This window comes from Sphingobium sp. (genome assembly GCA_023266575.1).
In the GTDB taxonomy this organism is placed as follows: Bacteria; Pseudomonadota; Alphaproteobacteria; order Sphingomonadales; family Sphingomonadaceae; genus Sphingobium.
In genome coordinates this window covers 144,036-170,117 of the sequence record JAHFPV010000006.1, presented here as the reverse complement: position 1 = coordinate 170,117, position 26,082 = coordinate 144,036, and the positions used below count along the sequence as shown (strand labels likewise).

Below are 26,082 nucleotides of genomic sequence, written 5' to 3'. Positions count from 1 at the left end.
GCGTCAGGCATTTAACGCGAGGGCATCATGCGCATCATCGACAATTTCATCGGCGGCCAACATCAGGCATCGACCTCCACCCGGCTGGGCGACGTGTTCGATCCGGCGACGGGCAAGGTGCAGGCGCAGGTCCGCCTGTCCGATACGACCGAGCTGGACGCGGCCGTCGCCAATGCGCAGGCGGCGCAACCCGCGTGGGCGGCGATGAACCCGCAGCGCCGGGCGCGGGTGATGTTCAATCTGAAGGCGCTGATCGAGAGCCACATGGACGAGCTGGCCGAAATGCTGTCGGCCGAACATGGCAAGGTTCATTCGGATTCCAAGGGCGATATCCAGCGCGGGCTGGACGTGGTGGAATTTGCCTGTGGCATCCCGCATCTGCTGAAGGGCGAATATACCGAAGGCGCAGGACCGGGGATCGACGTCTATTCGATGCGTCAGCCGATCGGCATTGCGGCAGGGATCACCCCGTTCAACTTCCCGGCGATGATCCCGATGTGGATGTTCGCGCCCGCGATTGCGTGCGGCAATGCGTTCATTCTCAAGCCGTCGGAGCGGAACCCGTCGGTGCCGGTGCGGCTGGCGGAACTGGCGATGGAGGCGGGGTTGCCTGCGGGCATCCTGAACGTCGTGCATGGCGACAAGCAGGTGGTGGACGCGATCCTCGACAATCCGGCGATCCGGGCGGTCAGCTTTGTCGGATCGTCCGACATTGCCCAATATGTCTATGGCCGCGGTGCTTCGAACGGCAAGCGGATGCAGTGCATGGGCGGGGCCAAGAACCATGGTATCGTCATGCCTGACGCCGACCTGGACCAGGCGGTCGCGGACATTCTTGGCGCGGCCTATGGATCAGCGGGTGAGCGCTGCATGGCGCTGCCGGTGGTGGTGCCGGTGGGCGAAGCGACCGCGGTGGCGCTGCGCGCCAAGCTGGAGAGCGGCATTGCGGGGCTGCGCGTCGGCGTGCCGAGCGACCCCGACGCCCATTATGGTCCGGTAGTCAGTTCGGCGCATAAGGCACGGATTGAAAACTATATTCAGATGGCGGTTGACGAAGGGTCTGAACTCGTCATCGACGGGCGCGGCTTTGCGTTGCAGGGCTATGAGGAGGGTTTCTTCCTGGCTCCGACCTTGCTCGACCATGTGAAGCCGGACATGAAAAGCTATAATGAAGAGATTTTCGGGCCGGTCTTGCAGATGGTGCGGGCAGAGACGTTCGAGGAGGCGCTGAGCTATCCGACCAGGCATCAATATGGCAATGGCGTGGCGATCTTCACCCGCAACGGCGATTATGCCCGGAAATTCTGCGCCAATGTCGAGGTCGGCATGGTCGGCATCAACGTGCCGATCCCGGTGCCGGTCAGCTACCACAGCTTTGGCGGCTGGAAGCGGTCTGGCTTTGGCGACATGAACCAATATGGCATGGACGGCGTGCGTTTCTATACGCGGGTCAAGACGATCACCCAGCGCTGGCCCAACGGCGGCGCGGTGATGGACCAGAGTTTCGTTATCCCGACGATGAGCTGAACATATGTGAGCGTTTTGATAGGGGATGGTATTTAACATAATCCTTGTTATCGAACTTATATCTGTTTCCATGCTTGTAACGAAGGGCCGCGCGATTGTTCGCGCGGCCTTTTTGGTTGGAGACTGGCGACGGCCCTCACGGCGGTAGTTGCCCTGTGGCAACTTCCTGATAAGTGGCGAAGCGAAATGGCGGGTTTTGCGTCAATCCCCGTTCAGATTCGGAATGCCATATGGATGGAATCGGTCACTGAATCTGCATTCAGGACATGGTGAAGGGACAAATTCGAGCATGACGATCGTGCGTAATTTCGCTGGACTGACAATCGCTGTGGTCGCCATGGCCGCTACGCCTGTGCTGGCGCAGGCTGGCGATGCCGCCAAGGGCAAGATTGTCTTTGCGCGCTGCGCGCTGTGTCATGATGTCAAGGCTGGTCCAAAGAAGATGGGGCCGAACCTGGCGGGCCTGTTCGGCCGCACGTCGGGTACGGTGGCGGGTTTCACTTATTCGCCCGCGATGCAGAAGGCGAAGATCCGCTGGGATGCCAAGACGCTCGACGCGTTTTTGACGAAGCCGAGCGGCGTTGTTCCGGGTAACCGCATGGCTTTTGCCGGTGTGCCGCAGGCGGCGGATCGTGCCAATTTGATTGCCTATCTCAAGGCCGAAGCGAAATAGGCGTTATGCCTTCATGTCGATGGTGGCGATCAGGCCGCCATCATCGGCATTGTGTAGCCGCACGGATGCCTCGAAGCTCATGGCAAGCGAGCGGGCGATGGTGAGGCCAATGCCGGTGCCGGTGCGCCCGCCCGGCTGACTGGTCGCGCCGCGCGTGAACGGTTCGAACATCTGGTCGAGCCGGTCGGCGGGGATGCCCGGTCCCCGGTCGCGGATATGGATGAGCACCCGCCCCCCTGCCCGCGCGCAGCTGATGTCGGCGCTGCCGCCATAGCGCACCGCATTGTCGACCAGATTGGCGATGCAGCGGGTCAACGCATTCGGCTTGACCCGGACGGTGCCGCCGCAGCCGGTCAGGAAGCGGACTGGCGCGCCCAGTTCCTCCGCATCCTCGGCCATGCTGGCGAGCAGCGAGTCGATGTCGAGAACCGACCACTCCTCCCGCGCTTCCGTGCTGCTGGCCAGGTCCAGCCCCTCGCGCACCAGCCGCTGCATCGCTTCATGATCGGCCAGCAGGCGCGCGCGTAGCTCCTCATTCTCGACCAGTTCCAGCCGCAGCCGCAACCGGGTGAGCGGTGTCTGGATGTCATGGCTGATCGCGGCGAGCAGTTGGGTCCGCTCGGCAAAGCCCGCCCGCGCGCGCCGCTGCATCAGGTTGAAGGTGGAGAGCGCGGCGCGCACCTCCTCCGGCCCGCGTTCGGGAATTTCCTCCGGGTCGAGCGAGACCGAAAAGGCCTCCGCCGCCTGCTCCAGCCGCCGCAATGGCTTGGACACGAAGCGGGCGACGAATATCGCAAGCCCGGCCGATGCGGCGACGATGACCAGCAAATAGAGCGGATTGAAGATGGTGCTGGGCGGTTTGGCCAGGCGCGGGAAGCTGAGCGCCATTTCGCGGCGTTGCCCGGCATGGTCGGTGAAGCGGACGATCCAGCAGTCGGGACGCGGCGCATCGACCAGGCCTGCCGCCCGTTCCCAGCGACCGGTATAGGTGGCAAAGCAAAGGCCGGTCGGCACCTCCCCGGCTTCGGGCTGCGACCGCGGACCAAAGCGTTCGACAAGCGACTGTTGCAGGGCCGTATCCGGTTCGGTCAGCGAGATGCCGGGCGGCACCGGCGCAGCGCCCATGATGCTGTGATCGGCCATCATCGATTCGATCCGAGCGGGATCGCGCCGCAGACGGTCGGCTATATCGGCAGCGCTGGCCACCACACGCTGCCGCCGCACCCGTTCAAAATCATGACGGCGGGTCTGTTCGGCGACCAATAGCGCAATGATGGCGGCGATCGTCATCCCCAGCGTCAGGATGACGAAAATCTGCCCCGCCATGGAGCGGAAGAAAGTGCGGACCCGGCCGCCCACCCGCCTGATCATGAATAGTCCACTGCGCTCGCCAGCACATAGCCTTCGCCCCGCACGGTCAGGATCAGTTCGCTGCCGCCCGCCACGTCGGCCAGCTTCTGGCGCAGGCGGCTGATCTGAAGGTCGATCGAGCGGTCGAACGCGGCGGTGGCGCGCCGTTCGGGCAGCAATGCCTCCCGACCCAGCACGATATTGGGTTGCTCGATAAAGTGGCACAGCAGCCGATATTCGGCGGAGGATAGCATCACCAGCCGATCGTCGGGCGCGATCAGACGTCGCTGCACCAGGTCGAGCCGCCACGGGCCGAAATGGGCGTAGCGCATCGTGCTTGCCCTGCCCTGCGTTCCGGTGTCGCCCCGGCCCCGGCGCAGCAGGTTGCGGATGCGCACCAGCAATTCGCGCGGCTCGAACGGCTTGGTCAGATAATCATCGGCACCCAGTTCCAGCCCCAGCACCCGATCGATCGCGCTGCCCCGCGCCGTCACCATGATGATCTGCACGTCCGATCCTTCTCCGCGCAATTCGCGGCACAGCGACAGGCCGTCGCCATCGGGCAGGTTGAGGTCAAGGACGATGAGGTCGACCGGGTGATCGCGCAGCATTTGCCGCAATTCGCCAAGGTTCGCCGCCGACAACAGCCGGTAATTTTCCTGCGCCAGTTGGCCCACGATCAATTCCCGAATGTCCGCATCGTCATCGACGACCAGCACGGTAGCAGCACGGGCGGGAACGGTATCAGGCATCCCCCTTCCCTAGCGCGTCGCGTGGCGAAAGTCTGCCCGGCGGCCAGTGATGATACAGGCTGATACAAAGCGATACGCTATGTCGCACAGTGCCACAGATGGAAGCCAAATTCCGCTATGCTGCAGCCGCCGAAATAGCCAAGAGGCTGAGGTCGGCTGCCCCCCTCGCCGACACCATGCGGAGTCCTTGCGATGCCTGTCCGTCCACCGGGACGGACGATCGCCGCGATCGATCCGGCCGTCAGCGTGCGTCCCCCTCCCCCTCGTGCGCCCCGGCAGGTCGAACCCCGCGCGAAAGCGCATCGCAAGGCTCCGCCTGGTCAACAAGGAACCTGCCCGACGATGTTAGCGCCTTTCTCTGCCCGTTCCCTTCCCTTGCTGGCGCTGTGCCTGGCCGTCGCGGCCTGTGGCGACAAGCCGCCGCCGCAAAAGGGGCCGGTCGAGGTGGGCGTGGTCACGCTGACGGCGCGCAATGTCACGGTGGCAAGCGAATTGCCGGGCCGCACCGTGTCCACCATGATGTCGGAAGTCCGGCCGCAAGTGGCGGGCGTCATCCAGAAGCGGCTGTTCACCGAAGGATCGCTGGTGAGCGCGGGCCAGCCCCTTTATGAGATCGACCAGCGGCTCTACCGGGCGTCGCGCGACGAGGCGATGGCCGCGCTGGCCAGTGCGCAGGCGACGGCTGCGGCGGCGCAGGCCAAGGCACGGCGCTACGCTACCTTGTCGGATAATGAAGCAGTCAGCGCGCAGGATCGCGATGATGTGACCGCGACCGCGCGGCAGGCCGCCGCCGCTGTCCAGCAGGCGCGCGCTTCCCTTGCGACCAGCAACGTCAATCTGCAATTCACGCTGGTTCGTGCGCCGATCAGTGGCCGGATAGGGCGCACATTGTTCACGCAGGGCGCGCTGGTGACCGCCAGTCAGGCCGATCCGCTGACGACGATCCAGCAGCTTGACCCCATCTATGTCGATATCACCCAGTCGAGCGCGCAGCTGTTGCAGCTGCGCCGGTCGCTGGCGGCGGGCAAGACGCTGCCGGCCAGCGCGACGATCCGGCTGAAGCTGGACGATGGCAGCGACTATCCGCAGGAAGGCCGCATTGAATTTGCCGAGCCGATCGTGGACGTCAACAGCGGCACGGTGACTTTGCGCGCCCGCTTCCCCAATCCCGACGGGCTGTTGCTGCCCGGCATGTTCGTGCGCGTGGTCGCGCCGCAGGCCGTGGTGCCGAGCGCCATTCTTGCGCCGCAAATGGGTATCAGCCGCGATCCCAAGGGCAATGCGACCGCGCTGGTAGTGACGAAAGATAACAAAGTCGAGCGGCGGATCGTGACAGCCGGTCAGGCGATCGGCGACGCATGGCTGATCACCGACGGGCTGAAGGCGGGCGACCGGCTGATCGTCGAGGGCACCGACAAGGTGAAGCCCGACGACACAGTGAAGCCCGTGACCATCGCGACGAAGAAGTAGGGACCGGATCTTGCTCAGTCGCTTTTTCATCGAAAGGCCGATTTTCGCCTGGGTCATCGCCATCGGCGTGATGATCGCGGGTGCAGGCTCCATGCTGTCGCTGCCGATCGCGCAATATCCCGACATCGCGCCGCCTTCGGTCGGCATCAATGCGACCTATCCGGGCGCGTCGGCGGAGACGGTTGAAACCAGCGTGACGCAGGTTATCGAACAGCAGCTGACCGGCGTCGATGGCCTCATGTATTTCTCGTCATCTTCCTCGGCGACCGGGCGTTCGTCGATCACCGTGACGTTCGAGAAGGGGACCGATCCCGACACCGCGCAGGTGCAGGTGCAGAATAAGGTGCAGCAGGCGCTCAGTCGTCTGCCCAATGCGGTGCAGCAGCAGGGGCTGACCGTCACCAAGTCGCAAACCGACTTTTTGATGCTGGTCGGCATTTATGACGAGACCAACCGGGCGTCGCAGTCCGACATTTCCGACTATCTGGTCAATAATTTCCAGGATTCGATCGCGCGGATCAGCGGCATCGGATCATCGCAGATTTTTGGATCGCAATATGCGATGCGGATCTGGCTGGACCCCTATAAGCTCGCCGCCGTCAAGCTGATGCCGTCCGACGTGCAGAGCGCGATCAGCGCGCAGAATGTCGAAGTGTCCGCCGGTCAGATCGGGGCCGATCCCGCCCCTGCCGGGCAACAGCTCAACGCTACGGTCACGGCGCGCGCGCGGCTCGAAACGCCGGAGCAATTCCGCAACATCATCGTCAAGACGCAGAGCGACGGGTCTATCGTCCATCTGTCCGACGTGGCGCGGGTGGAGCTGGGCAATGAAAGCTATACCACCGCCGCGCGGCTGAACGGCCATCCGGCGTCGGGCATGGCGTTGCAGCTGGCACCGGGGGCCGATGCGCTCAAGACCGCCGAACTGGTCAAGGCGCGGGTGGCGGAGCTTTCGACCAACCTGCCCGACGGCTACAGGATCGTGTTCCCGCGCGACACCACGCCGTTCATCAAATTGTCGGTCGAGGAGGTCATCAAGACGCTGATCGAGGCGGTGCTGCTGGTCGTCGTCGTGATGTTCCTGTTCCTGCAAAGCTGGCGCGCGACACTGATTCCGGCGATCGCGGTGCCGGTGGTGCTGCTGGGGACATTCGGCATATTGGCGCTGTTTGGCTATTCGATCAACACGCTGACCCTGTTCGGGATGGTGCTGTCGATCGGCCTGCTGGTGGACGATGCCATCGTTGTGGTCGAAAATGTCGAGCGCATCATGGAGGAGGAAGGCCTGTCGGCGCGCGAGGCGACGATCAAGTCGATGGAGGAGATTGGCAGCGCGCTGGTCGGCATCGCTCTGGTCCTGTCCGCCGTGCTGTTGCCGATGGCCTTTTTTGGCGGGTCGACCGGGGTGATCTACCGGCAATTTTCGATCACGATCGTGTCGTCGATGCTGCTGTCGGTGCTGGTAGCGCTGATCCTGTCGCCTGCTTTGTGCGCCACGATCCTGAAACCCATTGCGGAGGAACGGCGGACGCAGGGCTGGTCGGGCAAGTTCAACCGCTGGTTTGAACGGCTGACGAACGGCTATGTCCGCCGCACGACGCAGATGCTGGGCAAGCGCGCTTTGTTCTGGGGTGGCTATGGCGTCATCATCGTCCTTCTGGTGCTGCTGTTCGTGCGGCTGCCGTCCAGCTTCCTGCCGGTCGAGGATCAGGGGCAGGTGATGGTGCAGATGACCCTGCCCGCCGGTGCGAAATCCAGCCGGACCGCCCATGCGGTCGAGCAGATGCAAAATTATTTCCTGAGTGACGAGAAGGACAATATTTCCTTCGCTTTCGTGATGACCGGTTTCAGTTTTGCCGGGCAAGGCGAAAATACCGCGCAGGGCTTCATCAATCTGGCACCATGGGGTGATCGACCGGGGGCTGTGAACAGCGCCAATGCGATTGTCGGGCGCGCCAACAAGCAACTGGCCGCCATCCGCGACGCGCGGGTGCTGGCGATGACACCGCCTGCCATTCGCGGGCTGGGCCAGTCGAACGGCTTTACCTTTGAGCTGCTCAACACTGGCGGGCTGTCTCGCGCGCGCTTTCTGGAGCTGCGCAACCAGCTGCTCGCCGCCGCGCAGAAAGACCCGATGCTGGCCGGGGTGCGCGCCGCGACGCTGGAGGATACGCCGCAGCTCAAGGTCGATGTCGATTCCGAGAAGCTGGCCGTGCTGGGGCTGACCCAGGGCGATGTCGACAATGTGCTGACGTCCGCCTGGGGCAGCCGGTACGTCAACGACTTTGTGGATCGCGGGCGGGTGAAGCGGGTCTATATGCAGGCCGACGCGCCCTATCGTGCGCTGCCCACCGATCTCGACAAATGGATGGTGCGGTCGGGCGCAACCGGCGAGATGGTTCCCTTCTCCGCCTTTGCCACGACGCATTGGACGATGGGACCGACGACGGTTGCGCGCTTCAACGGCCAGTCGGCCTATGAGATTCAAGGGCAGGCTGGACCCGGCGCGAGTTCCGGCGAGGCGATGGACCGGATCGTGGCGTTGCAAAAGCAGCTGCCGACCGGGACCAGCTATGCCTGGAGCGGCCTGTCCTATCAGGAGCAATTGTCGGGCGGGCAGGCGCCGTTGCTTTATGCGCTGTCGGTGCTGATCGTGTTTCTGTGCCTGGCCGCGCTGTATGAAAGCTGGTCGATCCCGTTCGCGGTGCTGCTGGTGATCCCGCTGGGGCTGGTCGGCGCGGTGATTGCTGTGTGGGCGCGCGGGCTGGAGAATAATATCTATTTTCAGGTCGGGCTGCTCACCACCATGGGACTGGCGGCGAAAAATGCGATCCTGATCGTGGAATTTGCCGAGCTGGCCCACCGGCAGGGCAAGGATGCACTGTCGTCGGCGCTGGAGGCGGCGCGGCTGCGGTTCCGGCCGATCCTGATGACCAGCCTGGCCTTTATCGCGGGCGTCATTCCGCTCGCCATCGCCACGGGTGCTGGCGCGCAGAGCCGCATCGCGATCGGCACGGCGGTGGTGGGCGGTATGGTGACGGCGACGGTGCTGGCGATTTTCTACGTGCCGCTCTTCTTCGTCACCATCGCCCGACTGTTCGGCAATGACCGGCCCGTGCGGCCAGACCCTGGGCCGGAACCGACACCGCCCGGCGCAGGAGTGCCCGCATGAGCCGCGCCGTCCTTCCGCTGATCCCCGTGCTGCTGCTGGCGGGGTGCAATATGGCCCCGGCCTATGTTCGCCCTGCCCCGGCAGTGCCTGCGACGCTGCCGACGGGTGAGGCCTATGCACCGACGCAGCCTGGCGTGCAGCCGGGGCTGGCCTGGACGCAGTTGGTGAGCGATCCGGCGCTGCGCACGGTGATCGAGCGGGCGCTGGCCAATAATCGCGACCTGCGCGCGGCGCTGGCGAACATCCTGTCTGCGCGCGCGCAATATCGGGTGCAGCGCGCGGCGCAATTGCCGACGCTGAGCGGGGACGCGGGCGCGAATGTGACGCGGCAGAATGAAAGCTATAGCGCGGATATCGGCATCAGCGCGTTCGAGATCGACCTGTTTGGCCGGGTCCGCAACCTCAGCGAGGCCGCGCTGGAAACCTATCTGGCGACGCAGGAGGGTGCACGGGCGACGCGCATCACCCTGATCGCCGAAACCGCGACTGCCTATGCCACGCTGGCGGCGGACCGAGAATTGTTGGCGGTGTCGCGGCAGACTTTGGCCAGTGCGCAGCGCAGCCTGACGCTGACCCAATCGCTCAAGGGCGCGGGGCTGAGCGGCGGACTGGACGTCTATCAGGCGCAAACGACGGTGGAACAGGCTGCGTCCGACGTCGCCGCCAATGTGACGCAGGTGGCGCAGGACCGCAATGCGCTGAACCTGCTGGTCGGCGCGCCGATCGAGGATGCTCTACTCCCCACCTCGCTCGACAGCCTGATCGCCGGGGTTGCCAGAGTGCCTGCCGGTCTGTCATCCGACATGCTGCTCCAGCGTCCCGATGTGTTACAGGCCGAACATCAGCTCAAGGCCGCCAATGCCGATATTGGCGCGGCGCGCGCGGCGATGTTCCCGAAGATCAGCCTGACATCGGCGATCGGCGTCGCGAGTTCCGCCCTGTCATCGCTCTTTACCGGTGACGCCTTCACCTGGTCGGTCAGCCCGTCCGCCAGCCTGCCGATCTTCGGCGGCCCCGCGCGTGGCAATCTGGACTATAGCAAGGCGCAACGCGACCTCGCGCTGGCGCAATATGAGAAGGCGATCCAGACGGCATTTCGCGAAGTTGCCGATGCATTGGCGCGGGATGGCACGATCGATGCGCAGCAGGCGGCGCAACGCCGCCTCGTCACTGCCAGCCAGCGCGCCTATGACCTGTCGGAGCAGCGCTACCGGTCGGGGATCGACACGTTTCTGAACACGCTGGTCAACCAAAGATCGCTTTATTCTGCGCGCCGGTCGGCCATCGCGACCGACCTTGCCCTCGTCAGTAACAGGCTGCTGCTCTACCGGGTGATTGCCGCCGACCAGTAGAGTCGCCGCTGCTCACCCCTTCAAGGCGTGCAGATACTCCGCTGACCGCCCGATTGCTTCCAGGCGCGGTATTGTGAAGGGCGGTTCCTGCTCGACATAGAAATGCCGCACCCCGGCCTTATAGGCAGCGGGCAGAATCTTGCCCCAGTCCAGCACGCCGCTGCCCACTTCGGCAGGCTTCATCGACAGTGCGAAATTCTGGCTATTGCTGGCCGCGACATCCTTGACGTGCATTTGCAGAACGCGGCCCTTGAGCTTTTGCAGGAAGGCGACCGGATCAAGCCCCGCCGTGGCGATCCAGCCTGCGTCAATTTCGAAATGGACCAGGCGTGGATCACATTCGGCCAGCAATATGTCCCAGCCGGTCGTACCGCCGGTGGGCGCGAATTCCAGATTATGATTGTGGTAACCCAGCCGGATTCCAAACGGCTTGAGCGCCGCCGCGCGTTCGTTGAGCATCGCGGCTGTCCGTTTCCACAGGTCCGGCCCCGCCTCCGCCATGCCCCGGCTGATGGCTGACTGGAATGTTTCGCCAGGCTGCGGTTTCATATTGGGCGGGAAGATCATGATCGGCATCACCACCTTGTCCGCGCCCAGTGCCTTGACGCTTTGCGCGATGGTTTCGGCGGGACTGGTCAGCATCAGGCCAGTGGCGGTGCCGAACGAGCTGGCGGAAAGATGCAGGCTGCTGATCGCGACACCTGCGCGATCGGCAGCCGCGCGTATATCGGCAGGCTTGCGGCCATAAAGTCCGGGCAGTTCGATGTCCCGATATCCCAGAGCGGCGACCCGCGCGAAGGTTGCGTCGATGTCCCGCCCTGCTTCATCGCCCAGCGTGTAAAGTTGCAGGCCCATCGGCCGCCCGATCCGCTCGAAGAAGGGCTTCCGGCTGGCGGCGTGCACGCTCGTCTCGATCATCGCTGCGGCGATGATGGCACCAAGGCCGGTGGTGAAAGACCGGCGATTTGATAGCATTTCCATGGACAATCCTCCCCTGCACGCGAACCCGGATCATAGAAACGGGCGGCTTTAATGTAGCGCTACCATTATGCAGCTTGACCTTGGCTTCTACACGGGCATATTCGAACCAACAAGTTCGATAATGGCGCTCGGCGGTTAAGGCTGCGGCGAAAGCGCCGGGAGAGGAAGATGTGCCGTCTATGTCCGAGCCAGACAGTAGCCCTGTCCGTAGATCCTGCGATTGACGCGATGATGAAGCTGCTATTGTTAGCGCAATCGTCGCTGGCGGCACTCGGCATTGGCTGCATTGATGGAGGCCGGGCATGAAAGCTGTCCGGTATGGCATGATCGGCGGCGGGCAAGGCGCGTTCATCGGCGGTGTCCATCGCACGGCTGCGGCGATCGCGGGCAATTGGCAACTGGTCGCCGGTGCCTTTTCATCCACGCCCGAAAAATCGCGCGCATCCGGCGCACAGATCGGGGTAGCGGCAGACCGCACCTATGGTTCATGGGTCGAGATGCTGGAGCGCGAAAAGGCGCTGCCCGACGATCAGCGGATCGAGGTCGTGGCCATCGTTACCCCCAACCATATGCACGCCCCGCCCGCCATTGCCGCGCTGGAGGCCGGTTTCGACGTCATCATCGACAAGCCGCTGGCGGACACGCTGGCCAATGCGCAGGCGATTGCCGACGCCGCCGCGCGCACGGGGCGCAAAATCGCGGTCACGCACACCTATACTGGCTATCCGCTGGTCAAGCAGGCGCGCGCCATGGTGGCGAGCGGCGAATTGGGCGCGATCCGCCGCGTCATGGTCAAATATACCCAGGACTGGCTGTCGCGGCCCGACGACCTGATCGGCAACAAGCAGGCCGAATGGCGGGTCGATCCGGCGCGATCGGGGGAAGCCGGGGCGTTTGGCGATATCGGCACCCATGCCGCCAATCTGGTCGAGTTTATCACCGGCGAGCGCATCACCGCGATCTGCGCTGAACTCGCCATGCTGCCCGGCCGCCGGATCGACGATGATGGCGCGGCTTTGTTTCGCCTGTCGGGCGGCGGCAGAGGGACGCTGACCGCCAGCCAGATTTGCGTGGGCGACGCCAATGACCTGGCCATTTCGGTCTATGGTGAGCAAGCGAGCCTGCACTGGCGGCAGGAACAGCCCAATAGCCTGACCGTCGGGCGGCGCGACCAGCCGACGCAAACCTGGCACGCGGGCGCCAACCGCGCCTATCTGCCCGCTGCCCTCCAGGCGATCCAGCGCACGCCGGGCGGCCACCCGGAAGGTTATCTGGAAGCCTTCGCCAATATTTATGCGGCATTCGGGCGGTCCATTCGCGGCATCGCCAGCGAGGATGGCGAACCGGGCTTTGCCACGATGGCCGATGCGATTGCGGGCATGACCTTCATCCGCGCCAGTCTTGATTCCAGCAGCAAGGGTGCTGTCTGGGTCGATCTTTCCACCATAATCTGAAGGACATAAGAGGATGAAGGGACCGGCTATCTTCCTCGCCCAATTTGCGGGCGATACGGCACCGTTCAACTCGCTTGATGCGATTACCCGCTGGGTGGCCGATCTTGGTTACAAGGGCGTGCAGATCCCGACCTGGGACGCGCGCCTGTTCGATTTGAAACTGGCAGCCGAGAGCCAGGATTATGTCGACGAGATCAAGGGCATCTGCGCCGCCAACGGTGTCGAGATTTCCGAACTGTCCACCCATTTGCAGGGACAACTGGTCGCCACCCACCCAGCCTATGACGCGCAGTTTGACGGCTTTGCGCCCGCTGCGCTGCATGGCGATCCGGTTGCGCGACAGGCCTGGGCGGTCGAGCAGGTGAAGATGGCCGCCCGTGCCAGCCGCCGCTTCGGCCTTTCCAGCCACGCAACCTTTTCCGGCGCGCTGATGTGGCACATGGTCTATCCCTGGCCGCAACGCCCCGCTGGGCTGGTCGAGGCGGGCTTTGCCGAACTGGGTAGGCGCTGGAAGCCGATACTGGACGTGTTCGAGGAGGAAGGCATCGACGCCTGTTTCGAGCTGCATCCGGGTGAGGATCTGCACGATGGCGTGACGTTCGAGCGGTTTCTGGACGCGGTGGACGGCCATGCCCGTGCCAACATTCTCTACGATCCGTCGCACTTCCTGTTGCAGCAACTCGATTATCTGGCGTTCATCGACATTTATCATGAACGCATCAAAGCATTCCATGTGAAGGATGCGGAGTTCCGCCCCAATGGCCGCGCGGGTGTCTATGGTTCCTATTCGGGCTGGGTCGATCGCCCCGGCCGCTTCCGATCGCTGGGCGACGGGCAGATCGATTTTGGCGCGATCTTCTCCAAATTCACCCAATATGGCTATGCCGGATGGGCCGTGCTGGAATGGGAATGTGCGCTCAAACATCCCGAACAGGGGGCGGCCGAAGGCGCGCCCTTCATCGCGCGGCACATGATCCGCAAGGCGGAAAAGGCCTTTGACGATTTTGCAGGCACGGGTGCGGACGAAGCCGTCATCCGCGCCGCTTTGGGCCTGAGCGCCGACTAAAAAAGCAGAATAGGGATTGAGGGACATGGAAGGCGATACGCATAACCGCAGGGCGATATTCTGGATATGCGTATTGGCGCTGTTCACGGCGGCTTTGTCCTTTTCGATCCGCACTGGCGCGTCGGGCGCGATCAAGGCGGCGCTGCTCGATTCAGCGGTGCCGCTCCATTCGGGCGAGATGATTGCCGCGGCGCTGGGCAACAGCTTCCTTGGCTTCGCGCTCAGCCTGCTCGTCATCAGCCCGCTGCTCGACATTTTCGGGGCGAAGCGGGTCATATTGTTCGCGTCGGCCTGCTTCATCGTCGGGCCGCTGCTGATTTTGCTGTCGCCGCGCATGGACGGCATCGACGCCATCTATCGGCTGCTGACCATGGGCATGGTCGTGTGCGGCTTCGGCTGGGGCGCGACCGAAGCGTCGATCAACCCGGTTACGACCGCCCTCTATCCCGATGACAAGACCGGGCGTCTCAATATATTGCACGCTTGGTGGCCTGCGGGAATCGTGGTCGGTGGCCTGACCAGCATCCTGTTCTTCGAGCAGCTGCAGCTGGGCTGGCAGGCGCTGATCGCGCTGATCGCGGTGCCGGGCATCGTCTTTGGGCTTTGGGCGATGACCCAGACCTTCCCCAAGACCGAAAGCACCGCGCTGGGCGTGCCGTTCCGCGACATGCTGGCCGAACCGTTCAAGCGGCCGACCTTCTGGATCTTCCCCGCGATCATGTTCCTGACCGCGTCGGCAGAGCTGGCACCCGGTTCATGGGTCGACATTGCGCTGACGCAAAGCGTGGGGATGCCGGGCATATTGGTGCTGGTCTATGTTTCGGCGATCATGTTCGTCATGCGCCATTTTGCAGGCGCGCTGGAACACCGCTTTTCGGACATGGGCCTGCTGTGCATCTGCACGATACCAGCGGCGGCGGGGCTGTATCTGCTCAGTCTCGCCTCGTCGCCCTTTACCGCGATCGTGGCCGCGACGCTCTGGGCCTTTGGCGTCTGTTTCATGTGGCCAACCATGCTAGCCGCATCAGCACGCCGTTTCCCGCGCGGTGGCCCGTGGAGCATCGGCATTGTCGGTTTTGCCGGGGCGATGGCGATCTATTTCGTGCTGCCCCAAATCGGCAAAATCTATGACGAGGCCAAGCTGGCCAAGGCTGGCGGTCAGGCCGCGTTCGAGGCGTTGCAGCCGGGACCGGAACTGCAACAGGTTCTGGGCTTTGCCGCGCAACAATCCTTTCAGGTGATCGCCCTGGTGCCGATCGCCCTGTTCTTCATCTTTGGCGCGGTCTGGCTGGCCGAACGCAGGCGGAAAGGCTGAACCCCATGAAAGTCGGCATCAACATGCTGCTATGGACCGGCCATGTGACGGACGCGCACATCCCGGTACTCCAGGCGATCAAGGACACCGGCTTTGACGGCGTCGAAATACCGGTGTTCGACGTCAGCGACGCAGCGCATTATCGCTGGCTGGGCGGTGTGCTGGACGACATTGGGCTGGAACGCACCGTCGTCGCCATCATCCCCGATGCGGCGCACAGCCCAATTTCGCCCGATGCAGCGGACCGCGTTCGCGCCGTGGAGCATTTGACGCGGGTCATTGATTGTTCGGCGGCGCTTGGCGGCACAGTGCTGGCCGGGCCGTGGTTCCAGCCACTCGGTGTATTCACCGGAGAACGGCCCAGCGACACTGAACTCAACCATTGCGCCGATGTGCATCGCCAGATCCTGCCGCTGGCGCGCGCTGCGGGGATCACCGGGGCGCTGGAGCCGCTCAACCGGTTCGAGGCGCATCTGCTCAACACATGCGAACAGGCGATCGCCTATGGCGAACGGCTGGCGGAACCCGGCTTTGGCATCCTCTACGACACATTCCACGCCCATATTGAGGAGAAGGCCCCGATCGCGGCGCTGCACGCGGTTCATGCGTCAGGCACGCTGACCCATGTCCACATTTCCGAAAATGACCGGGGTACGCCGGGGCGTGGCCATGCCAAGATCCGCGAGACGATCGCGACGCTCAAGGCGCTGGAATATGACGAATGGCTCACGATCGAAGCCTTTGGCCGGGGCGTGCCCGAACTGGCGGCGGCAACCCGCGTGTGGCGCGATTTCTTCGCCGATCCTAGCGAGGTTTATGTCGAGGGCCATGCCCTGATCCGCGACTGCTGGGCGCAGCCGTCATGATGCGACCATCACATCCCGCCCAAACCCCATCAAACGACGACAAGGAGTGAAGCTGATGAACGATCTATTGTCCCTTGATCGCCGTTCCCTGATCCAGCAGATGCTCGCGCTGGCGGGCGCTGGCGCCGCCGTTGGGTTCAGTCCGGCCGCGCTGGCAAAAGCGGCTGCGCGCGCCAAGCCTTATCTGTCGCCGACGCATTTTGCGCTGGTGACTGCGGTTGCCGATACCATCATCCCGCGCACGGATACGCCCGGTGCGATCGATGCCGGCGTGCCGGCGACATTCGACGCGCTGATCGCCAACTGGGCATCGCCGGACCGGCGCCAACAGCTAAGCCAAGCGCTGAGCGAGATCGACGCACTGGCGCACGAGAAGAAGGGCATGGGCTTCGCGCAATTGTCCGCCACCGAGCGGCTGGCGTTGCTGACCCCCTATGATGTCGAAGCCTTACAGGTCGTGCCGAGTCCGGCGGGTGGCCGCGGCCTTTCCATGATGCGTGGCCCCACATTCGCCAACCCTGGCTATGGCAAGCTCAAGGAGCTGATCGTCATCCTCTATTATATCTCGGAAACCGGGCTGACGCATGAGCTGACCTATGACCATACGCCCGGCGAATGGCTGCCTTCCATTCCTGTGACCCCCGATACGCGCCCTACTGGCGGCGCCGGCCTGTTTTGAACGGAGTGTTCGACAATGTTTGATGCAATCGTAATCGGTTCGGGCATGAGCGGTGCCATCGCCGCCAAGGAATTATGCGAACGCGGCCTCAAGACGCTGGTGATCGAGCGGGGCCGCAAGATCGAGCATGGCGTGTCCTACACCGACTCGCTGCAACCCTGGGAGTTGCCCAATGCGGGCATGGTGCCCGAAGAGGAAGCCCTGCGCGATTATCCGGTGCAGAGCCATTGCTATGCCATGACATCGGCCAACAAGGACTTTTGGGTCAAGGATAGCGAACAGCCCTATTCGACGCCGGCCGACAAGCCCTTTGACTGGATTCGCGGCAATCATCTGGGTGGCCGCTCGCTGATGTGGGGACGGCAATCCTATCGCCTGTCACCCATGGATTTTGAGGCCAATGCCAAGGACGGCCATGGGTCCGACTGGCCGATCCGTTATGATGACCTGGCCCCCTGGTATGACCATATCGAACGCTTCATTGGCGTCGCAGGATCGAAGGAAGGTCTGGCGCAATTGCCCGACGGCGAATTTCTGCCGCCCTTCGCGCTCAACGACGCCGAAGTCCAGTTCAAGCAGGCAGTGGAAAGCAAATTCCCCGGTCGCAACGTCATCCCCGGTCGCGTTGCCAACCTGTCCAAGGCGCAACCCCATCATGAGGAATTGGGCCGCGTCAGTTGCCAGGTGCGGTCGCTGTGCGAACGCGGGTGCAGCTATGGCGCCTATCATTCCAGCCTCAGCTCATCGCTGCCCGCCGCGGAACGTACAGGCAACCTGACGATCGTGACCGACGCCATCGTCCATTCCATCGTGCATGATCCCAAAACCGGCAAGGTCACTGGCGTGCGGGTCATCGATGCCAACACCAAGCAGGGCCAGCTCTACGAGGCGAAGATCATCTTCAGCTGCGCATCGACCATCGGCACGACCCAAATCCTGCTCGGATCGACATCGGAAGCCTTCCCCAACGGCTTGGCCAACAGGTCCGACATGGTCGGGCGCAATCTGATGGACCATCTTTATGGCCTGTCGGTCGTAGGCGTTCTGCCCAAGGGACCGAATACATTTTACAAGGGTCGTCGCCCGACCGGCCTTTACATACCACGCTTCCGCAATGTGTCCGAACCCGGTTCCTTCCTGCGCGGCTATGGCTATCAGGGTGGTGCGTCGCGCATGGGCTGGCGATCGGCGGCACTGGGTAAGCCGGGGCTTGGCGCCGACCTTAAAGAACGCACCCGGAAGTTGGGACCATGGATGCTGTACATTTCCGGCTTTGGCGAAATGCTGCCCAACCCTGACAACCGCGTCACGCTGCACCCCACCCGCACCGACAAATGGGGCATCCCGATCGTCCATGTCGAATGTGCCTTTGGCAGCAACGAGCAGGCGATGACCAAGCAGATCATTGCCGATGGCAAGGCAATGGTCGAGGCCGCTGGAGGCATGGTGGTCAACACAAATACGACGCCCAGCACACCGGGTCTGGGCATCCATGAAATGGGCACCGCCTGCATGGGCAAGGATCCCGCCAAGTCGGTCCTTAATGGCTTCAATCAGGCGCACGACATTCCCAACCTGTTCATCACCGACGGGTCGGCCATGGCGTCGAGCGGATGCCAGAACCCCTCGCTCACCTATATGGCGCTGTCGGCGCGGGCCGCCCATCACGCCACCGAATTTCTGCGCGAAGGCAAGATCTGACATGCGCAATATTCACTCCAAAGGATCAAAGATCATGGCGATAAAACAGGCTATTATGGGCTGTATTGCAGCGCTCGTATCAACAATGGCGGTCCCTGCCATCGCCAAACCCGTGACTGACTGCCCATTGCGAGACATGCCGTTTTCGGCTGCTACGCCGCTGATCGACATATTGCTCAGCCCTGCGGCGCGGGGCGTACTGGACAAGGCGGTCCCCGGCCGGTTTGACAAGCTGCCGCCGCAATTTGCGGGGACGACGCCACCGACTTTTGCCGCCATTCTCGCGCTGCGCGAAGCCGCCGGTTTTCTCCAGATCAAGCCGGACACGCTCGCGACCATTGAGGCCGAACTCAAGGCACTGCCCGTGACCGCCGCAGACAAGGTTGCGCGCTGCGCCCGCTACGACAATGACATGCCCACATTCACGCTGCCCACTGGCCGCCCCCGATTGCTGCTGTTCGAAAAGATCAACGGCTTTCGCGACGTGCCATCGGTCAATGCCGCGCGCGAAGCCTTGCTGGCCATGGCCAAGCGCAAGGGCTGGTCGATGGTCGTCACCGACAAGGGCGGCGCGATCAATCCCGCCACGCTGCGCAAGTTCGACGCGGTCATCTGGAACAATATCAGTGGCGACGTGCTGACCCTGTCACAGCGTCGCGCGCTCCAAGACTATCTGGGGCGGGGCGGCGGCTTTGTAGGGATGCATGGCTCTGCTGGCGATCCGGTCTATTTCTGGGACTGGTACGCCGACACGCTGATCGGCGCGCGGTTCAAGGGACATCCATCCAAGCCGCAATTTCAGGAAGCGCGTATCGCCGTGAACAAGGCGCATCCGTTGGCAACCGCCCTGCCCGCCGAATGGCGGATGACCGACGAATGGTATTCTTTCCGCACCAACCCCCGCACGGCTGGCGCCGATGTGCTACTGACGCTGGATGAAAGCACTTACCAGCCGGACGGGATGATGAACCAGGATTTGCGCATGGGCGACCATCCGCTGGCCTGGACCAACTGCGTGGGCAAGGGCCGGATGTTCTATTCCGCCATCGGCCACGTACCCGAAACCTACAGCCAGCCACAGCATGTCGCCTTGCTGGAATCGGCGATCGGCTGGGCGGCCAATCGTCGCGCGGCGTGCAAGACCAAGGGTTGAGCCGATAAGGCGACCGGGGCATGAAATGGCATGATGCAGCTTAGCAAAACGCCAAACCGTCCCGGTCGCCCCACGGCTGCGCGCGCAGAAACGATCGATGCCACAATCCGTCGGGCGGCACGGCTGCGCTTTCTGGACAAGGGCTTTGGCGCGACGCGGATGGATGACATCGCGATCGCAGCGGGCGTTTCCAAAGGCACTGTCTATACGCGCTATGGCAGCAAGGAAGCGCTATTCCGTATCATCGTTGAAGATGTGCTGGGTGCCATGTCGCGGCGCGCGGCACGGCAGGATCATCTGCTCAGCGACGATCTGGAACAACGTCTGCACCATCACGCGCGGGTTCTGATATCGGTCTATGGCTGGAAAGACTATCGGCTGGCGACGCGGATGATTGCGGACGCATCCCGCACTTTCCCGGAAGTCGCCATCGTCTGGGAAGAATTGGGCACCCGGCGCTATATCGATTTCATGGCGACCGACATGGCCGTTGCCAGTCGCCTGCCACCGGGCACTGGCCCGGACTGGACAATGCTGGCCAACCTGTTTCTGCACGGCATATCGGGCTGGTACAATCATCAAAGCGCGATCGGCAAGGTCAGCGAACAGGAAACCGATGCCTATTGCCGCAAGGTGATCAGCGCGATCGTGACGATCATCGACGCGCAACGGGCGACAGGATAGGCCGGTTTGCCTCTGTCCGATGCGGTCGGCGGGGCGGGCAAGCCTGTCGCCAGCCCCGCCGTTCCAATCACTTGCGTGGCAGCAGGACCTCCGCCTTGGCCGTTGCCAGCACGGTGCCGGACTGATTGGCCATCCGCACGTCCACCTGCACGACTTCGCGGCCTTCATCATCGACGAATTTGTCAACGATCGTGCCGGTCATGATCGTGATGTCGCCGGTGAAAGCGGGACCGCGATAGGAGGCGACCGAATGGGTCACCATGCCCCATTCACCTGCCCAGCCCGACAGATAATCGACCACCCACGCCCCCATCGACGCGCCATAGCCATAGGCGCGCGGCATTCCGATAAAGCGCGCCCAGCGGGGGAAAAGATGCCCGCGCGACGGACCGAAATAGGCGCCGTCTGTCAGCTCTGGATTGATCCGCTCCATCACCGGATCATTTTCATGGCCCGCCATTTCATCGACAAAGCCTAGCGCGGCCAAATCCAGATCGGTACGACGATGCGTGCCGCCCCAGATGGTGAACAGATAGGCGCGCCATTCGGTGGTGAAGCTGGCGATGCTGTGCGGACCGAACACCCGTTCGGGCAGGACGTCGCCCACCGCGACATCCTCCAGATAGCGTTTGCCATGGCCCAGATCGTGCAGCATCTGGACCCAGCGAAACTTGCGTTCCTGAATCTCGACCAGCTCCTGGTCGGTCCAGACCGGATCGTCGGTATTTTCGACAACCTCAGCCGATGTCTTTTCCCGGCCCGCTTCCGCCGAATAGCGGATCGCGGTGGATCGTTGCTTGGCGATCAGTTCGCCATTCTGGTTGTAATAATTATTGTCGCCGCGCTGGAAACAGGTGGGGCCAGCAAATTTCGTATCCTTGACGACATAGTCGAACGGCACCCGCTCATTATGAACCATATCCCCGCCCTGGATGCGGGGGCCATAGAACCACCATTCGTCACCACCGAACAGCAGATGCGAATTGGGGATGCTGCCGACGCAGGCCGGACCGGCGCCATGGCCATCGTCCATCGTCACGGCAAAGCTCTGCGGCGCGACCAGCTTGCCCCAGCGGCTTTCCTCCGCATAGTCGGCATCATAGTGGAGCAGATTGGGATAATGCATCGCCTGCGCCCAGCGGCGAATGTCATTATTGTGGATCGGCTCGCGCATCCGGGCAGGCTGCATCGGCTTGCCGAGATATTGGTCGATGTCCGAACAGTCGAAGATGGTCTCGCTCACAGGTCAGATGCCTCTCTTACGCAATCATGGCGGTCGCCTGCACATTCCGTCATCGGGGCGCATGGCATGGACGCGCATAACAGTCGGGCGCGGCGCATCTGCCAAGAGCGGCGGATCGGGCAAGACCCGTGCCTGGCGTTCCGCAAGGCGATTTTTCGGCGGATTTGCGCGGATTTTCCGGCTTTATCGTCGTGCCGATCTTTGCATCTGAATGGTATCGCGATGGCAAATGCAGCAATCTGACACTGCGCTTGCCCACCAGCACGACCTTCTTGGCTGATGGCACGAATCGCACAGACGCTGTGCGGTCATTGGGGCATTTCGGCCACCACGCCTCTTTGCCCCGAAATGGCGGCAAAGGGTGGCGGCACGTCCAATTGGATGGTAGGAGCGGTGCAAGGCAGATAGTGACATGATATTCTCACCCTCCCGTCCCGGCATCTATGCACGCGGGACCGAAACGGTCGACCAGATCCTGAAAGCCGCGCTGGCGGTGTTGATCGATGAAGGTTCCGATGCCTTCACCTTGCGTCGCATCGCCGCGCGTTGCGACATGAAGGTCGGCAATGTCAGCTATCATTTCCCGCGCAAGGAAATGCTGATCCAGGTGATGCTGGACGAACTGGTCGATTCCTATGGCGCGATGATGGACCAGACGGTTCGCAAGCCCGGCCTGACCGCCGAAGAGCGACTGAAGCGCGTCATCATCTTGTGCCTGGACGATATCCAGACCAAGCGCACCACCCATTTGTTCACTGAATTATGGGCGCTGGCCAATCATAGCGATTTCGTCGCCGATCGGGTCCGCGCCTTTTACGAGCGGGTGCATGGTGCCATAGGCGAATATGTCGCCGAGCTGAATCCGGCGCTGACCGCCGATGAAGTGCATAGCGTCGCCCTGTTCATCAGCGCGTCGATGGAAGGATCGACCCCGTTTCTAGGCCATGGCAAGCCCTGGGCGCACAAGATGCCGGCTTTCACCGCGATTGCCGCTACGTCATTTGTTCATCTTGCCAAAACGGTGACATCGCGCGACCTTGCAGGATTGATGGCACAGGTCGCCTGAGGCCTGCCGATAATCCGGTTTTACGCCGCATTGCTGCAATGCAAAATATATTTGCCTACTGCCCGCCAAAGCGCTTGACCAATACCGGACAGCTGTCCAATCTTTGCGCAGACGCTGATATATGGCCCATTGAGTCCATCTGTCCGTCCGCACGATCAAGGGGGATCACGCCAGATGCCGAGGACCGCCGCCAGGGGATTGTTCGCCGCCGCTGCATGGGGCTGGGCGTTGCTTGCCAGTCCGGTTCAGGCCGCGCCCGCCGATACCGGCGCTGTGCTGGAAATGGAGACGTCCGACGTCCTGACCATTACCCCGCCCAAACCGACCTGGTTCTTTGTCGATGGCGGATGGGATATGCCCGGCACCAGCATCTTCGACGGCGAAACCGGCAAGATGAAGGGCATGGTCGAAACCCGCCGCCTGGCCGATTTCGCGATCGATCCGGCGGGCAAATTTTATTATGTCGCCGAAACTATCTGGTCGAAGGGCGATCGCGGCACGCGGCAGGACATGGTGTCGGTCTATGACAGCCAGACATTGAACCTGATCACCGAAGTCCCCCTGCCCGGCCGCATCTTGATCGGGTCGCGCAAAAATAACTTCATCGTCAGCGACGATGGCAAGACCGCCTATGTCTATGATTTCAGTCCCATATCCGGGGTGAATATCGTCGATCTGGTCAAGCGCAAATTCGTGACTGCGGTGGAACTGCCCGGCTGCGCCAGCCTGATGCCCAATCCCGGCATTGGCTTTTCCGCGCTCTGCTCGGACGGTTCGCTCGCCACGGTAGCGATCAAGGGGACCAAGGCGGATATCAGCCATAGCGCGCCCTTCTTTTCGGCCACCGATGATCCGATCTTCGACAATTTCACCTATGACAGGCGTAAGAAGGAAACGACCTTCCTGACCTATACCGGCCAGATTTATCAGGCCAAGCTGGGTGCGACGCCGACCATATCAACGCCCTTCTCGATCCAGGCAGCAGCGGGCATTCGTCCGGGCGAAACCAAGCCGCTGGAGCTGAACTGGTATCCGGGCGGTCGCCAGCCCATGGCGCTTCACCGTCCGTCCGGCCATCTGTTCGTGCTGATGCATATGGGCGAATATTGGTCGCACAAGGCGTCCGGCACCGAAGTGTGGGAAGTTGACCTGGCCACGCAAAAGGTCGTCAAGCGCCGCGCGCTCAAGGAGCCGATGAACAATATCGAAGTGTCGCAGACCGACAAGCCGCTCTTGTTCATGAATGGCGAAGAGGGCAGCGCCATCGTCATCGACGTCGCGACTGGCGAGGAAAAGCACAAGATCGAAAAGGCCGGGGGCAGCACCATCACGGTTGTGGACCCGTCCTGACCATGGCGCTGGGGCTGGCGATCATGGGATTGGCCGCATCGGTGGGGGTTGGCCTGATCTTGCTGATCGCGGGTTTGGAAAAGCTGCGGCATCGCATATTGCTGCCCGGCGTGATCGCCAATTATCGGCTGCTCCCCGCAGGGTTGGTCGGGCCCGCCGCGAAAATCCTGCCGATCGCTGAAATCGGGATCGGTGGCGCGCTGATCGCGGGTATTGCGCCCTTGCCGGTGATGATGGCTATCCTGCTCCTGATGTTGTTCGGGGTGGCGATAGCGATCAATATCCGGCGCGGTCGCACCCAGATTGATTGCGGCTGTGGCCGGTCGCAACTGCGCCATCCGATCGGCTGGCCGCTGGTTGCCCGCAACATCGTGCTGGCCCTGCTGTTGGTGCCGCGCCTGTGGCCCGCACCGTCGTTTAGTGCGATAGATATCGGCACGGCCATGGTCGGTGGTGTCGCGCTCTATCTGGCCTATCTGCTCTGCAATTCCATCGGCGCGCTGATCGCGTCGCCCGCCGCCTACCGGAGATAAGCATTCATGATGACATCGCTCATTCTCTCGCAAATCCTGTCATGGATCGTGATCCTGGGCCTTGGCGTGGCATTGCTGGCGGTCGCGCGGCAGGTCGGTGTGTTGCACATTCGGGTTGCGCCCGCCGGAGCGCTGACCACCAGCGGTGGCCCGGCGGTCGGCGACGGCACGGTCAACGTGGATGCGCGCCTGCTGGACGGCGCACCGGTGACGATTGGCGGCCATGCGCATGACGTGCCGCTGCGCCTGCTTATGTTCGTGTCGGCACAATGCCCGTTGTGCAAGTCGATCATTCCGATGGCCAAATCCTTCGCCCGCGACGAGCGGGTTGCGCTCAGCTTCGTCGGTGATGATGACGCCGCCGCCCAGCGGGCGATGATCGCGCAGCACGGGCTGGAGGCCTATCCCTTCGTCAATGGTCCCGAAGTCGGCCAGGCCTTTGGCGTCGCCAAGCTGCCCTATGCGGTGTTGCTAGACGCGGAAGGGACGATCCTGTCCAAGGGACTGGTCAACAGCCGCGAACATCTCGAAAGCCTGGTTGTGGCCCATGAAATGGGGATCAAGACCGTGCAGGATTATATCGGATCGTTAAAGGCGCAGGCAGCCTGAACGGCATATAGGGGGTCAGTGACATGAAGAAATTTGACGCCGACGCCATGGGGGAACGCCTGTTGCGCAAGCTGGCGGGCGGCACATCGCGCCGTTCCATGCTCTCGCGGCTGGGGGCGGCGCTAGTGGCGGCGCCCGCCTTCCCGCTCTTGCCGGTCAGCCGCGCCGAAGCGGCGAAGCCCGACCGGTCGCCAGAGGGCAAGACCGGTTTCGCGCGCAACGCCCAGACCAAGGATGACACCAAATGCGATTATTGGCGTTACTGCGCCATTGACGGTGCGCTTTGCACCTGCTGCGGCGGCGGCATCCATAGCTGCCCGCCGGGGGCCGAGCCATCGCCTGTTTCCTGGGTCGGCACCTGCATCAACCCGGACGATGGCAAAGCCTATCTGATCGCCTATCGCGACTGTTGCGGCAAACCGGCCTGCGGCCAATGCGGTTGCGACAATACCGACCGCGAAACCCAGCTCTATATGCCACAGCTCAATAATGATGTGATCTGGTGCTTCGGCACGACCAGCATGGAATATCATTGTTCGACCGCGGTGCTGGTGGGTTCCGCCAGCTAGGGCTTATGCGCAAGCTATTATTCGGCTCCCTGCTCCTGATCGGCGCGGTCGGCATTGGCCGCGCCGCGCTGCCGCCTTTGGGTGTGCTGCCCGCCGCGATCACCGACCCGGATATGGCGCGGACCGACTATGCCGAACATTGCGGCGGCTGCCATGGCATACAGGGTAGCGCCGCGCCCGCGCAATTGCCCGAACTGCGTGGGCGGGTCGGCTGGTTCCTATGTACGCCCCAGTCGCGTGCCTATCTCATCCGCCTGCCCAATATCGCGCACAGCCGGATCAGCGACAATCAACAGCTCGCCGATCTGGTCAATTATATGGTCTTTGGCCTGGGCGGGGCGAGTGTCCCCAAGGGTTCAAAGCCTTTCACGGCCGATGAGGTCGCGCATGAACGGAAATTCGCCCTGACATCGGCTTCGCTCAAGGCTGAACGCGCCCGCTATGTCGATGTCGCGATCCGCCAATGCGGCGCGCCGGTGACCATGCGACTGCTTTATCCGGGGCAGAAATAGACAGC

At 62.8% G+C, this 26,082-nt stretch carries 23 protein-coding genes; 19 read left to right on the top strand and 4 right to left on the bottom strand.

What is annotated here, in order from left to right; genetic code table 11:
• Window positions 1-27: 27 nt before the first annotated feature.
• Both Q0D44_RS08560 and Q0D44_RS08555 read left to right on the top strand, forming a co-directional pair.
• Window positions 28-1,527 carry a CoA-acylating methylmalonate-semialdehyde dehydrogenase gene (locus tag Q0D44_RS08560; protein ID WP_294135356.1) on the top strand — a complete coding sequence of 500 codons (1,500 nt, stop codon included), beginning with the start codon at window positions 28-30 and terminating at the stop codon, window positions 1,525-1,527.
• A gap of 289 nt (window positions 1,528-1,816) precedes the next feature.
• A complete protein-coding gene (locus Q0D44_RS08555) occupies window positions 1,817-2,200 on the top strand; it encodes a cytochrome c family protein (protein ID WP_294135354.1) in 384 nt (127 codons plus the stop codon).
• 3 nt (window positions 2,201-2,203) lie between these two features.
• On the opposite strand, the gene Q0D44_RS08550 is transcribed toward Q0D44_RS08555, so the two are convergent.
• Both Q0D44_RS08550 and Q0D44_RS08545 read right to left on the bottom strand, forming a co-directional pair.
• Complete coding sequence (locus Q0D44_RS08550) at window positions 2,204-3,571, bottom strand: ATP-binding protein (protein WP_294135352.1); 1,368 nt, start codon at window positions 3,569-3,571, stop codon at window positions 2,204-2,206.
• Entirely contained in the window at window positions 3,568-4,302 is a 735-nt protein-coding gene (locus Q0D44_RS08545) for a response regulator transcription factor (protein WP_294135351.1), read from the bottom strand. The genes Q0D44_RS08550 and Q0D44_RS08545 overlap by 4 nt, the downstream gene beginning before the upstream one ends.
• A 342-nt stretch (window positions 4,303-4,644) precedes the next feature.
• On the opposite strand from Q0D44_RS08545, the gene Q0D44_RS08540 reads away from it, so the two are divergent.
• Genes Q0D44_RS08540 through Q0D44_RS08530 form a run of 3 tightly spaced genes read left to right on the top strand, consistent with a single transcriptional unit; the run spans window position 4,645 to window position 10,296 of the window.
• A complete protein-coding gene (locus Q0D44_RS08540; RefSeq protein WP_294135349.1) occupies window positions 4,645-5,772 on the top strand; it encodes an efflux RND transporter periplasmic adaptor subunit in 1,128 nt (375 codons plus the stop codon).
• Window positions 5,773-5,782: 10 nt separating this feature from the next.
• A complete protein-coding gene (locus Q0D44_RS08535) occupies window positions 5,783-8,944 on the top strand; it encodes an efflux RND transporter permease subunit (protein ID WP_294135348.1) in 3,162 nt (1,053 codons plus the stop codon).
• Complete coding sequence (locus tag Q0D44_RS08530; RefSeq protein ID WP_294135346.1) at window positions 8,941-10,296, top strand: efflux transporter outer membrane subunit; 1,356 nt, start codon at window positions 8,941-8,943, stop codon at window positions 10,294-10,296. Before Q0D44_RS08535 ends, Q0D44_RS08530 begins: the two co-directional genes overlap by 4 nt.
• Window positions 10,297-10,308: 12 nt before the next feature.
• Here Q0D44_RS08530 and Q0D44_RS08525 read toward each other — a convergent pair whose 3' ends face one another.
• The gene (locus Q0D44_RS08525; protein ID WP_294135345.1) at window positions 10,309-11,277 is read right to left on the bottom strand and encodes a sugar phosphate isomerase/epimerase; all 969 of its coding nucleotides are present in this window, start codon (window positions 11,275-11,277) and stop codon (window positions 10,309-10,311) included.
• 302 nt (window positions 11,278-11,579) lie between these two features.
• Between Q0D44_RS08525 and Q0D44_RS08520 the strand changes: the two genes are divergently transcribed.
• The 8 genes from Q0D44_RS08520 to Q0D44_RS08485 all read left to right on the top strand — a co-directional run bounded on the left by Q0D44_RS08520 (window position 11,580) and on the right by Q0D44_RS08485 (window position 20,195).
• Window positions 11,580-12,731, top strand: coding sequence for a Gfo/Idh/MocA family oxidoreductase (locus tag Q0D44_RS08520; protein WP_294135343.1), 1,152 nt, complete (start codon window positions 11,580-11,582; stop codon window positions 12,729-12,731).
• 13 nt (window positions 12,732-12,744) lie between these two features.
• The gene (locus Q0D44_RS08515) at window positions 12,745-13,797 is read left to right on the top strand and encodes a sugar phosphate isomerase/epimerase (RefSeq protein WP_294135341.1); all 1,053 of its coding nucleotides are present in this window, start codon (window positions 12,745-12,747) and stop codon (window positions 13,795-13,797) included.
• A 25-nt stretch (window positions 13,798-13,822) separates the two neighbouring features.
• On the top strand, window positions 13,823-15,112 hold the full coding sequence (locus Q0D44_RS08510; RefSeq protein ID WP_294135339.1) for an MFS transporter: 1,290 nt from the start codon (window positions 13,823-13,825) through the stop codon (window positions 15,110-15,112).
• Between the two features lie 5 nt (window positions 15,113-15,117).
• Window positions 15,118-15,978 (top strand): sugar phosphate isomerase/epimerase family protein, encoded by an 861-nt coding sequence (locus tag Q0D44_RS08505; protein ID WP_294135337.1) that lies wholly within the window; start codon window positions 15,118-15,120, stop codon window positions 15,976-15,978.
• Between the two features lie 55 nt (window positions 15,979-16,033).
• Window positions 16,034-16,657, top strand: a complete 624-nt coding sequence (locus tag Q0D44_RS08500) for a gluconate 2-dehydrogenase subunit 3 family protein (RefSeq protein ID WP_294135335.1) — start codon at window positions 16,034-16,036, stop codon at window positions 16,655-16,657.
• 15 nt (window positions 16,658-16,672) lie between these two features.
• Complete coding sequence (locus Q0D44_RS08495; protein ID WP_294135333.1) at window positions 16,673-18,358, top strand: GMC family oxidoreductase; 1,686 nt, start codon at window positions 16,673-16,675, stop codon at window positions 18,356-18,358.
• A gap of 136 nt (window positions 18,359-18,494) precedes the next feature.
• Complete coding sequence (locus Q0D44_RS08490) at window positions 18,495-19,511, top strand: ThuA domain-containing protein (RefSeq protein ID WP_294135331.1); 1,017 nt, start codon at window positions 18,495-18,497, stop codon at window positions 19,509-19,511.
• Between the two features lie 30 nt (window positions 19,512-19,541).
• Complete coding sequence (locus Q0D44_RS08485; RefSeq protein ID WP_294135329.1) at window positions 19,542-20,195, top strand: TetR/AcrR family transcriptional regulator; 654 nt, start codon at window positions 19,542-19,544, stop codon at window positions 20,193-20,195.
• Window positions 20,196-20,262: 67 nt separating this feature from the next.
• On the opposite strand, the gene Q0D44_RS08480 is transcribed toward Q0D44_RS08485, so the two are convergent.
• Window positions 20,263-21,438: a MaoC family dehydratase N-terminal domain-containing protein gene (locus Q0D44_RS08480; RefSeq protein ID WP_294135327.1), complete on the bottom strand. Its 1,176-nt coding sequence runs from the start codon at window positions 21,436-21,438 to the stop codon at window positions 20,263-20,265.
• Between the two features lie 412 nt (window positions 21,439-21,850).
• Between Q0D44_RS08480 and Q0D44_RS08475 the strand changes: the two genes are divergently transcribed.
• The 6 genes from Q0D44_RS08475 to Q0D44_RS08450 all read left to right on the top strand — a co-directional run bounded on the left by Q0D44_RS08475 (window position 21,851) and on the right by Q0D44_RS08450 (window position 26,077).
• The gene (locus tag Q0D44_RS08475; RefSeq protein WP_294135323.1) at window positions 21,851-22,504 is read left to right on the top strand and encodes a TetR/AcrR family transcriptional regulator; all 654 of its coding nucleotides are present in this window, start codon (window positions 21,851-21,853) and stop codon (window positions 22,502-22,504) included.
• 174 nt (window positions 22,505-22,678) lie between these two features.
• The gene (locus tag Q0D44_RS08470; protein WP_294135322.1) at window positions 22,679-23,854 is read left to right on the top strand and encodes an amine dehydrogenase large subunit; all 1,176 of its coding nucleotides are present in this window, start codon (window positions 22,679-22,681) and stop codon (window positions 23,852-23,854) included.
• Between the two features lie 2 nt (window positions 23,855-23,856).
• Entirely contained in the window at window positions 23,857-24,387 is a 531-nt protein-coding gene (locus tag Q0D44_RS08465) for a MauE/DoxX family redox-associated membrane protein (RefSeq protein WP_294135320.1), read from the top strand.
• 6 nt (window positions 24,388-24,393) lie between these two features.
• A complete protein-coding gene (locus tag Q0D44_RS08460; RefSeq protein ID WP_294135318.1) occupies window positions 24,394-24,996 on the top strand; it encodes a methylamine utilization protein MauD in 603 nt (200 codons plus the stop codon).
• A gap of 23 nt (window positions 24,997-25,019) precedes the next feature.
• Window positions 25,020-25,565, top strand: coding sequence for a methylamine dehydrogenase light chain (locus tag Q0D44_RS08455; protein ID WP_294135315.1), 546 nt, complete (start codon window positions 25,020-25,022; stop codon window positions 25,563-25,565).
• Between the two features lie 5 nt (window positions 25,566-25,570).
• Entirely contained in the window at window positions 25,571-26,077 is a 507-nt protein-coding gene (locus tag Q0D44_RS08450; protein ID WP_294135313.1) for a cytochrome C, read from the top strand.
• Window positions 26,078-26,082 lie beyond the last annotated feature (5 nt).

Bases quoted from the DNA above. Each gene is read 5' to 3' on its own strand.
- Q0D44_RS08450 (WP_294135313.1), top strand. From the start codon at position 25,571: ATGCGCAAGCTATTATTCGGCTCCCTGCTCCTGATCGGCGCGGTCGGC.
- Q0D44_RS08505 (WP_294135337.1), top strand. From the start codon at position 15,118: ATGAAAGTCGGCATCAACATGCTGCTATGGACCGGCCATGTGACGGAC.
- Q0D44_RS08460 (WP_294135318.1), top strand. From the start codon at position 24,394: ATGATGACATCGCTCATTCTCTCGCAAATCCTGTCATGGATCGTGATC.
- Q0D44_RS08510 (WP_294135339.1), top strand. From the start codon at position 13,823: ATGGAAGGCGATACGCATAACCGCAGGGCGATATTCTGGATATGCGTA.
- Q0D44_RS08475 (WP_294135323.1), top strand. From the start codon at position 21,851: ATGATATTCTCACCCTCCCGTCCCGGCATCTATGCACGCGGGACCGAA.
- Q0D44_RS08455 (WP_294135315.1), top strand. From the start codon at position 25,020: ATGAAGAAATTTGACGCCGACGCCATGGGGGAACGCCTGTTGCGCAAG.
- Q0D44_RS08560 (WP_294135356.1), top strand. From the start codon at position 28: ATGCGCATCATCGACAATTTCATCGGCGGCCAACATCAGGCATCGACC.
- Q0D44_RS08540 (WP_294135349.1), top strand. From the start codon at position 4,645: ATGTTAGCGCCTTTCTCTGCCCGTTCCCTTCCCTTGCTGGCGCTGTGC.
- Q0D44_RS08465 (WP_294135320.1), top strand. From the start codon at position 23,857: ATGGCGCTGGGGCTGGCGATCATGGGATTGGCCGCATCGGTGGGGGTT.
- Q0D44_RS08545 (WP_294135351.1), bottom strand. From the start codon at position 4,302: ATGCCTGATACCGTTCCCGCCCGTGCTGCTACCGTGCTGGTCGTCGAT.
- Q0D44_RS08520 (WP_294135343.1), top strand. From the start codon at position 11,580: ATGAAAGCTGTCCGGTATGGCATGATCGGCGGCGGGCAAGGCGCGTTC.
- Q0D44_RS08530 (WP_294135346.1), top strand. From the start codon at position 8,941: ATGAGCCGCGCCGTCCTTCCGCTGATCCCCGTGCTGCTGCTGGCGGGG.
- Q0D44_RS08525 (WP_294135345.1), bottom strand. From the start codon at position 11,277: ATGGAAATGCTATCAAATCGCCGGTCTTTCACCACCGGCCTTGGTGCC.
- Q0D44_RS08495 (WP_294135333.1), top strand. From the start codon at position 16,673: ATGTTTGATGCAATCGTAATCGGTTCGGGCATGAGCGGTGCCATCGCC.
- Q0D44_RS08490 (WP_294135331.1), top strand. From the start codon at position 18,495: ATGCCGTTTTCGGCTGCTACGCCGCTGATCGACATATTGCTCAGCCCT.
- Q0D44_RS08485 (WP_294135329.1), top strand. From the start codon at position 19,542: ATGATGCAGCTTAGCAAAACGCCAAACCGTCCCGGTCGCCCCACGGCT.
- Q0D44_RS08500 (WP_294135335.1), top strand. From the start codon at position 16,034: ATGAACGATCTATTGTCCCTTGATCGCCGTTCCCTGATCCAGCAGATG.
- Q0D44_RS08555 (WP_294135354.1), top strand. From the start codon at position 1,817: ATGACGATCGTGCGTAATTTCGCTGGACTGACAATCGCTGTGGTCGCC.
- Q0D44_RS08470 (WP_294135322.1), top strand. From the start codon at position 22,679: ATGCCGAGGACCGCCGCCAGGGGATTGTTCGCCGCCGCTGCATGGGGC.
- Q0D44_RS08550 (WP_294135352.1), bottom strand. From the start codon at position 3,571: ATGATCAGGCGGGTGGGCGGCCGGGTCCGCACTTTCTTCCGCTCCATG.
- Q0D44_RS08515 (WP_294135341.1), top strand. From the start codon at position 12,745: ATGAAGGGACCGGCTATCTTCCTCGCCCAATTTGCGGGCGATACGGCA.